General features: G+C 32.0%; 7 protein-coding genes and 5 pseudogenes. 3 read left to right on the top strand and 9 right to left on the bottom strand.

Going from position 1 to position 10,457, the window contains the following annotated elements:
• Positions 1-59: 59 nt before the first annotated feature.
• The 8 genes and pseudogenes from RBB48_RS28780 to RBB48_RS31895 all read right to left on the bottom strand — a co-directional run.
• Positions 60-746, bottom strand: coding sequence for an SDR family NAD(P)-dependent oxidoreductase (locus RBB48_RS28780; protein ID WP_306008580.1), 687 nt, complete (start codon positions 744-746; stop codon positions 60-62).
• 33 nt (positions 747-779) lie between these two features.
• Positions 780-1,436, bottom strand: coding sequence for an ATP phosphoribosyltransferase (hisG, locus tag RBB48_RS28785; RefSeq protein WP_306008581.1), 657 nt, complete (start codon positions 1,434-1,436; stop codon positions 780-782).
• A gap of 56 nt (positions 1,437-1,492) precedes the next feature.
• On the bottom strand, positions 1,493-2,410 hold the full coding sequence (locus RBB48_RS28790; RefSeq protein ID WP_306008582.1) for an acetamidase/formamidase family protein: 918 nt from the start codon (positions 2,408-2,410) through the stop codon (positions 1,493-1,495).
• A gap of 1 nt (position 2,411) precedes the next feature.
• Positions 2,412-3,134, bottom strand: a complete 723-nt coding sequence (gene purC, locus RBB48_RS28795; protein WP_306008583.1) for a phosphoribosylaminoimidazolesuccinocarboxamide synthase — start codon at positions 3,132-3,134, stop codon at positions 2,412-2,414.
• A gap of 22 nt (positions 3,135-3,156) precedes the next feature.
• Entirely contained in the window at positions 3,157-3,972 is an 816-nt protein-coding gene (locus RBB48_RS28800; protein WP_306008584.1) for a Cof-type HAD-IIB family hydrolase, read from the bottom strand.
• Between the two features lie 1,000 nt (positions 3,973-4,972).
• Positions 4,973-5,386 (bottom strand): type VII toxin-antitoxin system HepT family RNase toxin, encoded by a 414-nt coding sequence (gene hepT, locus RBB48_RS28805; RefSeq protein ID WP_306008585.1) that lies wholly within the window; start codon positions 5,384-5,386, stop codon positions 4,973-4,975.
• Positions 5,376-5,768: pseudogene (mntA, locus tag RBB48_RS28810) on the bottom strand (type VII toxin-antitoxin system MntA family adenylyltransferase antitoxin). The gene hepT and the pseudogene mntA overlap by 11 nt, the downstream one beginning before the upstream one ends.
• A gap of 110 nt (positions 5,769-5,878) precedes the next feature.
• Positions 5,879-5,953: pseudogene (locus RBB48_RS31895) on the bottom strand (IS6 family transposase); the annotation flags it as partial.
• Between the two features lie 316 nt (positions 5,954-6,269).
• On the opposite strand from RBB48_RS31895, the gene RBB48_RS28815 reads away from it, so the two are divergent.
• Positions 6,270-7,907, top strand: a complete 1,638-nt coding sequence (locus RBB48_RS28815; protein WP_306008586.1) for a pyridoxal phosphate-dependent decarboxylase family protein — start codon at positions 6,270-6,272, stop codon at positions 7,905-7,907.
• A 222-nt stretch (positions 7,908-8,129) separates the two neighbouring features.
• On the opposite strand, the pseudogene RBB48_RS28820 reads toward RBB48_RS28815, so the two are convergent.
• Positions 8,130-8,327, bottom strand: a pseudogene (locus RBB48_RS28820) (DDE-type integrase/transposase/recombinase); the annotation flags it as partial.
• Between the two features lie 102 nt (positions 8,328-8,429).
• On the opposite strand from RBB48_RS28820, the pseudogene RBB48_RS28825 reads away from it, so the two are divergent.
• Both RBB48_RS28825 and RBB48_RS28830 read left to right on the top strand, forming a co-directional pair.
• A pseudogene (locus tag RBB48_RS28825) lies at positions 8,430-9,868 on the top strand (IS4 family transposase).
• 412 nt (positions 9,869-10,280) lie between these two features.
• Positions 10,281-10,457 (top strand): annotated as a pseudogene (locus RBB48_RS28830) (Tn3 family transposase); the annotation flags it as partial.

Genomic DNA, 10,457 nt, shown 5'->3' on the forward strand with positions numbered 1-10,457 from the left:
GAACAATCCCCCACTTTTGCAGACAACAAAAGTGGGGGATTTAAATATTTATTAAAAATTTATATATATTGTAATCGTTCCAAACCTGAAATTGGTGCTTTATTTGGATTTAATGGCCTTACTTCTACAAATGCGGGTATAACCCTTAACGGTAATTCTGCAAGTGCAACAACCAATTGTCCTATATCACTCGGCAACATTTTCCACTCGTCATTTTCCATAGGCCTATTAGCAATTGCTCCTAAAGATAAATAACTAACACGTATCCCCTCATGTCTTAAATCCTGAATTGCTGTCTCAGCCATTGCACGGAGAGCTGATTTTGTACTTGAATAAGCAACTCCTTGTTCAAAATAGTATTCACTTGCATGACTTCCAACAAAAACAATAAGCCCATTAGTTTGTTTTAACCATTTTGCAGTATATTGGATTAACCATAATGGTGCTGAAAGATTGGTAGTTATACTATCTTGCCAATCCTGTTCAGTCATCTTTGTAATATTGTCAAATCTTCTTATCCCTGCATTATTAACAATTATATCTATTTGACCAAAGCGCTTAATTATTTGATTAATTGCTTTTTCAATCTCATTTCTTTTAGTAACATCACATTGAATTTCTTCTAGCCACGATTCTTTACATAACGTTCGATTTAATCCAATTACTTTATTCCCTTTATCCGCAAAAGATTTTGCAATTCCATAACCAAGCCCTCGATTTGTTCCTGTTATAACTACTACTTTCATCGAAAAACACCCCCATTTAGTAAAAATATTACCCTATACACTAAATGATATGTTATTTTTATAGGAATCATTTTTGAGATTCGTTAGAAATTCATTAATTTGGACTTCCTTTTCATACGAATATTTTTGTTTTTTTATAATTTTTGTAGAAATTTCTTCAATTGTGTCATAAATCATTAATCCATTTTCAGCAAGTGTCTTGCCTGACTGTACTATTTCTACAATACAATCAGCTATATTTAACATCGGAGCTACCTCAACTGAACTATTTAAATGTATTATATCTATATCATGAGCTTGCTTATCAAAAATTTTTTTTGTAATGTTAGGATATTTACTGGCTACAGATTTTACATCCTTTATATTTACCCCAGGTTTTACACAAATACAAATTTTACACTTTCCAATCCCTAAATCAAAAAGTTCTACAAAATCTTTCCCTTTTTCTAACAACAAATCATTTCCTACAATTCCTAAATCAGCAAACCCTTTCTCTATCCACAGTAGAACATCTACTGGTTTTACTAGAATGAAACGCAATTTTTTTTCATTTATTTCAAAACACAACTTACGAGAATCACCGGAGTAATCAGAAATTTTTATCCCCTTTGATTGCAAAACCCTCAAAGTTTCAGATAATAGTCGTCCCTTTGAAAGAGCAATGGTTAAAAACTCATTATTAAATGGCAAAGTAATTCCTCTCTTTCTAGAAAATCTTATACTTACATGTAACGAATTTTTATTTTCTATATTTCTTTACCTATCACATTTTCTAGATGTAAAACATTATGAGGAACTAACACCCCTACACTCTTAATTCTCCCTGTCAAATGCCCAATAATAATATCTGATACGCTCCCTAGTAACATGTATGCATCTACCTTTTTTATACAATGCGCCTTAGCTAAAATATTTGAAGATATATCTACTGCCATTTTTACAGCTCCTTCAAAAGTCTCACCAAACCCAATTACTACAATTCCTTGTTCTACTTCTAAAATAGGTGTAGGAGTTTCGGCTTCAAATAAATTTACTGTTAAATTCAAAGTGCCTGATGCTTCTAATGCAATACCTGAAGGCTCACCATTCCCTTGCAAGGCGTGTAAATCCCCAGCATATAACAACCCACCTTCAATAGCTACCGGCAGATACACTTTAGTTCCTTCCACTAGCCATCGAATATCCAAATTCCCACCATATTTACAAGTTGCACCGTTTCTTGTTTTTAAAGGATCCGCTAACCCTATCCCTCCTAAACTAGGAATAACGCTTAGTTTAACGCCTTCAAAATCTATTTGATTTTCCTCAATTTTCATCTTTTTATAGTTACGCCCTTCAAAATGTCCTTTTAGCACACCTGAGGAGCGTGAAATACATGTATATACATAGTTCGCTAAGTTAATATTTTTAATTGTTACAGCCATTGTCATTCCTGGTAAAGCTCCATTAATATATACTGGTCCTGTGAAAGGATGATGTTTCCCTTTTTCAATTACATCATTTAATTCTTCTTCACTATCAGTTTCTTGAGAAAATGCATTCATTGTCTCAAGCATAATTTCTTGTCCTGGATTTACATAACAAACAGGTGATCTTTGGGGATCCAATTCAAAGCTAGCTGTATCAGCTGAATATCTAATAAACACTGCATCTAGCTTATTCATCTTATTGATTCATACTTTCTAATGGCATTATACGTTTTAATACTTCTTCATACGCATCTACTAAATTCCCCTTATTATAGCGAAAAACATCTTTATCTAAAGATTTGTTTGTTTCTATATCCCATAAACGCATACCGTCCGGTGAAATCTCATCCCCTATCATCAAGTTCCCTCTTGAATCCCTACCAATCTCAAATTTAAAATCAACTAGCTTAACTCCCCGTTCAATAAAAAATTCCTTTAAAATTGAATTTAATTCAAATGCTAAATCTCTTATAACAGCTAGCTCTTTCTTAGTAGCAACCCCCATCGCAAGAATATAATCTGAATTCAGCATTGGATCATTTGAATACTTCAGATCAAGCTTTAAGATTGGTGGATCAAAAACTTGTCCATGTTGAATAGGAAAATTCCTCACAATGGAGCCAGCAGCAACATTTCTTGGAATTACTTCTAATTTAATCATATCTAAATTATTCACTTTCATTCTTCCATTTCCTAAATTCGAAATATAATGATTTGGTATCCCTTTCTTATGCAACATTTCAAAAATGTGGGATGAAAATTCACATCTTAATATTCCAGTTCCACTAATTCGGGCATTTTTATTTTGTGTATAAGAAGATACACTATCCAAAAAATGCATGATAAGTAATTCATCTTCCTCTGCATAATACATAGCCTTCGATTTACCACATGTATATAACAAACCGCTCTTTATCATATAAATTCACCTTTCCCTTCCTCTAATTCTGATTTTTTAATAAAAAAAGCTCTTCCAAGATAGATGCTACCCCATCATCCTCATTTGTTGGAGCAACTCGATTTGCTTTGAATTTAACATGCTCTTCAGAATTTCCCATTGCAACACCTAAACCAGCCAGTTCCAACATTTCAATATCATTTTCCGCATCTCCAAAAGCTACTATTTTTGAAAGGGGTACATTATAGTGACTTGCTATCCATTTTACGGAAGCTGCTTTCCCTGCATTTTTGCACAAAATTTCCATCCAAACCCTTCTAGAGTCTGAAAATGTATAGATTAATTGATCCTTGAATTGTTTTTCTAAAATTCCGATAATTTCAGGGATATCTCCTCGAACTAGTAATTTGGATAAATGGTCTTCCACAAAATCTGAGGGATATCCTATTGCATGTGGTGGACACCCCATATTAATCCATCCTTGGACATCGTCATCGATTGATTCAACCCAAAATTTATTATTTTTTTCCGCTAAATAATTATCTATATATCTTCCTGCTTTTAAAACTTCGAATAATTTTCCGACTATTAATGCATCAATCATATTAGTTGAAAGAACCTTATTATTTCTTCTTTCAAAGATTAGTGCTCCATTATAACAAATGCTAGGTGTCTCAATTGATAAGGTATCTAAATAATTTTCTATATCTCTCGGGGCCCTAGCAGTTGCAAGAATAACAGGTATTTTTTTCTTATTCAGGTGTTGTATGGTCTCGATTGTTTTAGTACTAAGTTTCTTATTGTTTCTTATCAGGGTACCATCTAAATCACAAATTACAATATCAAATAAAGGTTTCATTACACATACTCCTAATTTAAAAGATAATCTAGTATAAACTCATTTGAAGATAACAAGCTAAAAATTTTTTATAACAGACCTGTATACATTTTAATACATTGGATAAAATTATTAGCTGTATCTAATGAGAATATATCCTTTATAAAACAACAAATATAGAAGGCGTGATATAATATGAAATTAGATTTTTACTTTTAAAGAATATTATTTTTCACTAAAAAGAGGTATTCTCAGCGTCTAATTCCTCTTATATAAAATGAATTTTCTGATAAATTAATCTTACTAAACTTCTAGAACTTAGTTAAAATTCAAGGTTGTCTATTCAACTTAATTACACTTATGTCGTAGTTGTTTTTATTTGAGATTCCTTTTGATAAGTCATCTCAAATACTAATCAAAATAAAATCCAATAAAGATTCTTAATTATTTTTTCATCTCCTTTATATTGGTAATTATGATATCTACAACATAACATAACCGAATATAATTAAAAATATTTAAAATTTTCTAAAATCTTTTTTGAATATTCGATTTCTTCTCTTTTATTTATACAATAATACATTAAGATTCCCATATTCCCCCCATTACTTTTGCTAATAAGCACTCTATATTTTCCGCAATATTCCAAATGCGTTTATTTCTGATTTATTTACTAAGATTTCACCCACATAATTTAAATCCGTACCTTGGGTATTTTGTGGAAGGATTCTTCTGTCAGAAAGTGATAAATCTTTAACCTGAAATCCTTATGTACAATACTAAAAATGCATTTTTGCATAATACCCAAAATATACATTGAAATAATCACCAAAAGGCTTATATTGAATACAAAAAAATAAATTTAAAAAAGACACTTCTAAGAAAGTATCTTTCTACAATACATCTATTTAATTACGCTTTACTATCTATAAATTTAGTATGTTGTTATGTTCCACCACAATTTATAGCACCCTATTAATCTCTTCTTATTTATATAGTCATGACCCTAAGACCTATTCCTCTATAATTCCAATATCTCCAAAACTTTCTTTGTAAATAATTTAAAGTAATTTAAATGTTTCTCAATAATTTGATGTACAAAATCTAAATTTACACTTTGATAGTCATGAATAACGATATTTTGAAACCCGACTATTACTTTTAGCTTACCTGCTAACTCTTTACTAAGCAAACTTGCTGTAACTAGCAAATCAAATGCTTCTTGGCTCGATTGAGGTAATCCTAATTTCTTCCTAGCAACAATATGTATTGCTAAATCAATACTTGCTTCGCATGCCCTTTGTATGTTTAATATTATAGAATCTTGCTTTGTATAATCCACTAAATTATCAGGGTTATTTCCATATACCTCTTGAATTCTTTTTATACAACGCTCCATTGTAGAAATTTTATTAAAAATAACTTCATTCTTCATATATAGAACCTCTTTTCTTTATATCCTCAAACACGATTTTGCGTTCCTTATTCAATTTTGAATACATTTTTAAAGTTTTCATTTCAAAAATTGTTTTTCGCTCTTCATCCGAACAAAATATCGTCTTCCCTGTATGTATAATTTGAGATTGGAAAACTGTAGAAGCTTCTGATAAATCAACTAAGTCAACATCTCTATGAACAATATCCGCTAACTCCTGTGCTAATAAAAAACGTTAATAATCCCCTAATTTTATGTTACTTAAATAAGTTATATCAATGTCACTATCTTCTCTTTCTCTGTCCTCTGCTGTAGAGCCAAATACAATTATCCAATAGGGATTCACGGTCTCTTGTAATTTTTCTATAATAGCTGTAATCATGCTTTGAAAAATCCTTTAATTAATCCCCCTTATTATACTTGAATTTTATTATAGGTTCTGTTGCAAAGTTTGAAAAAAACATAAACAGGTTGGTAAATGAGGAACAATGTTTAAGGAGTAGCTAATAATTGTTGAAGTTCATTGTACATTGAAAAGGCGGAGTCTCTTTGAAGACTTCGCATTTGTGATTCTCCTCGTACCTTTTTTCTAAAGTGTAAACTCACTTAGAAAACTTTGCAACAAAACCGAATAAACATTAGTCAACACTAAAATCCGCATGACACCAATAATAAGATTAGGTTTTCAGTTAAACTTTATTTCTCAAATCAAGCCGATCTTTTCACATTAAAAACAAAATGTTACAATATTGTGATTATTAGGTATTTTAAATCCAATGATTATATAATAGATGGTATGATCTTCTTTAAAATGTGTGATTTAAAATGAAGAACTTTTTAATTTCATTGGTAGGGTAGAAATGTATATTCATGGAGGTTCGGAATGAAAAATAAACTTATTATCGAAAAAGAATTTTTACATCCACAAGAAGATAATGTAGAGACATTACTAAATAAAACTGTTTTCCTTCAAAAACAACTGCAAGTTAATAATTACCTCAATCCTAAATTTTCTGTGGATTCTTTTAATTACCAAGAAGAATTAAGGAAGAGTTATATACCTGAACAGGGAAGGAATTCAAAGGAGGTTTTAGCAAGCCTTACTGAGATGTTTGAAGGAAGTATTCGTCCACAGTCTCCATATGCACTCTTCAACATGGTACCATCACCATTGTTAGATACAGTGGCGGCAACAACGATGACACAACTATACAATTCCAATAGTTTAATGGATGCTTTTGGTGGGAAAACTATTTTATTTGAACAACGTATAGCACGAGCTATTGGTCGTTTAGTAGGATGGGAACAATCGCATGGAATCTCTTGTAATGGCGGAAAATTAACCCTTTTGTATGCAATTAAATCAGCAATTTCAAAAATATCTCCTGAATCTAGACGTGAAGGGCTTCCAAAAGATCTCGTTATTTTAACAAATGAAGGAGCTCATTATTGTGTTGAACATGTATGTTCACTACTGGGATTAGGTGCAAATCAATGTATTAGGATTAGAACAAAAGAAGATTGGCGTATGGATGTAAATGATTTAGAACAAGTGATTGAAGAGCAATTAGCTAAAGATAAACGTATTGCAGCGATCGTTTGTTGTGGTGGAACTACGATCAATTTTGCGTGCGATGATACAAATGAGGTTTATCAATGCGTGGAGAAAGTCTTTAAAGAAACCGAACAAACTTATTTTCCATACTTTCATCTAGATAGTGTAATAGGCTGGTTATGGTTTAATTTTATGGGTCTAAGTGAAAGAGAATGGGAACAGCGTGTTGAGAATCCTGAAATTCGTTTTAAAATTAAACGAGTAATAGAAAAAATGGAAGGTGTTTCACGTTTTGATTCATTTGGGGTAGATATGCATAAAAATGGCTTATGTCCCTATTCGACGAGCGTGTTTGTTTCAAAAACCGATGAGTGTTTTAATTACCTAAATGAGGGTACATATACATATAGTGAAAATGATTATGAATTTGGAAACTTTCGTTCGTACCGATACACAATTGAAAATTCTCGACCAGCTACCGGTATTGCGGCTGCATGGGTAGCAATGAATCGGTTAGGGAGGAAAGGCTTTCAAGAATATTTGGTTAGGCTACATACGCTGAGTTTATTATTTGAAAAAGAGCTACAAAATTTAAATGGTATCTCTGTTATTAATAGTGCTTCACTAGGATGGGAAATTGTTTTTACGATTTCATTTCATCACATTTTAACTGAATTTCCACATTATGATGCTAATGAAATTGCTAAAGCATTCATTCAATATTGCTGGAGTGAAAATCATAAAGGTCGAGAAATTCCATTGATTAGTATTGTGCCAGAGTTTAAAGTAACTCCAGATGATACAGATAAAATTGCTTTCTTACTTTATCCAATGTCTTTATTTTCAGAAGAAAAATCAGGAGAAATTATAAAAAAATTAGCAACTTGTATTAATGAATTTGAAAGCAAAGTTATCTTAGAAAAAATTCCAATTAAAGATTGTGTTTTAGAAAAGCCAATCCGTTAAAAAATATGGTTAGAATATAACTAAAAAGGAGTTTTTTATGGAAAAAACGTTTATTCAGACCCTTCCAGAAGATGATTTTAGCTTTATTGAATCAAAAATAAAACAGCAAAAACAAGATGGTGTGTGTTACTCTTCCCATTTCTGTGGATAAGAAATTTTGGTTCTGGTGCAAAAATAAAGTAAAAGAGAATACAGCATATATATTCCTAACGGAATCCTATCTTATGCTACAAGTCCAAACAATTGATGGACGAATTCTTTCTGATTTTGGATAGACTGGTTCCGTAAATTAATCTGTTCTTTTTTAATCATATGCATGGCTTCTACTCCAGAAAGAATAGATATAGCTGTGTCAAAAGATTTGAGCCCTAGCATAGAACGGATACGCTTCTTTATAAAGCGATGATCTTGTTCTACTAGGGGTAAACCCACATGCCCATCAACTTAAGAAATAAGACTACCCTCAAGTGTCAAAAAACGTTATTCTTTCTAAAAAGCTAGCTAGAAAGGATGACATTTTTTATGAATCTTTCGATTCAAGATGAACTACAACTCTTTTCTGAAGAGCTGTATCGTCATTTAACCCCTTCTCTTTTGGAAGAACTCGCAAAAAAATTAGGTTTTGTAAAAAGAAAACGAAAATTTTCAGGAAATGAATTAGCTACCATATGTATCTGGGTCAGTCAACGTACAGCGAGTGATTCTCTCGTTCGACTATGCAGTCAATTACACGCAGCCACAGGCACTCTTATGAGTCCAGAAGGACTCAATAAACGCTTTGATAAAAAAGCGGTTGAATTTTCGAAATATATTTTTTCTGTATTATGGAAAAGTAAACTTTGTAAAACATCAGCCATTTCAAGTGCAGCACTCACGTATTTTCAACGAATCCGTATTTTAGATGCGACAATCTTCCAAGTACCGAAACATTTAGCACATGTATATCCTGGGTCAGGTGGTTGTGCACAAACAGCAGGTATCAAGATTCAATTAGAATATGACTTACACAGCGGATAGTTTCTAAACTTCCAGGTAGGGCCAGGGAAAAATAATGATAAAACATTTGGAACAGATTGTTTAGATACCTTACGGCCGGGTGATCTGTGTATTCGTGATTTAGGCTATTTTTCATTAGAAGATTTAGATCAAATGGATCAACGTGGCGTGTGCTATATATATCAAGACTTAAGTTAAACCATACCGTCTATACGAAAAATCTATTTCCGGAATATTTTCGAAATGGGACAATCAAAAAACAGTCACAGTATATCCAAGTTGATTTAGAGAACATTATGAACACGTTAAAACCAGGACAAACGTACGAAATAAAAGAGTCGTATATTGACAAGAATCAAAGATTATTTACAAGAGTAATTATCTACCGATTAACAGAGGAACAAATACTGGAACGTAGAAAAAAACAAAGCTATACCGAAAGTAAAAAGGGGATTACGTTTTCAGAAAAGAGTAAACGATTAACGGGTATCAATATATATGTTACGAATACGCCTTGGGAGGTGGTTCCGATGGAACAAATCCATGATTTTTACTCTCTCCGCTGGCAGATCGAGATTATATTTAAAACGTGGAAATCTCTATTTCAAATTCATCATTGGCAAACTATAAAACAAGAGCGATTAGAATGCCATGTGTATGGCAAACTCATTGCTATTTTTATTTGTTCTTCCACGATGTTTAAAATGCGCCAACTTCTGTTGCAAAAGCACAAAAGAGAACTAAGCGAATATAAAGCAATTGGGATGATTCAAGATCATCTATCGCTTTTATATCAAGCAATACAGAGAAACACCCAAGTAATAACAAAGGTTTTAATCCGCCTGTTTACCCTACTACAGAAAAATGGCCGGAAATCTCATCGATATGAGAAGAAAACTGTCTTTGATATTATGGGTGTTATCTATGAGTATAGTGGACTTGGAAAACAAAAGAAAGCTGCATAAGTAAAAAAATCCAACCCGTTAGGGTTTATTTCGTATGCTTATTTTTAAGAGGATTATACTGTTTAAAAGTTTTTTCATTTTCAATCAATGGAAAAACGTGGAGTTTCTATCCTTAAGTTGATGGGCATGGGGTAAACCCAGCATCTTCGAGTAGAATGGGCATTTTTTTATATTCAGACAATTTTTGGCTGTTTTCATGATTTTTACGGCACGAAATCATAGTTCATGAGTTCTATGTCGCTTTTTTAAACTGTTAAAACATGAAATGAACCTGATATTTAATTGGTTTTGATGAAAAAGTGACACAGAATCATATTTCTATGTCACTTCTTGCTTAAACTTATTAAATTCACACCACTGAAATCAGATTATTCGGAAATGTCAGATTCACTTGAAGATGCTGGTTCTACCCCTACTAGGGATTGAACTTATGCCTCAAATTCGTAATTGGAAAGATTTAAAGTTTTTAAGACCAGATAAAGAGTCTATGTATATGCATATTGATGGATTATTTTTCACAATCAGTAGATTGGAATTTGATTGAAAACCATTATGAAGATATGTTGCGTGTAGTAATGTCCATTAAAAT

Source organism: Bacillus sp. MMSF_3353 (assembly GCF_030733445.1).
In the GTDB taxonomy this organism is placed as follows: Bacteria; Bacillota; Bacilli; order Bacillales; family Bacillaceae_G; genus Bacillus_A; species Bacillus_A wiedmannii.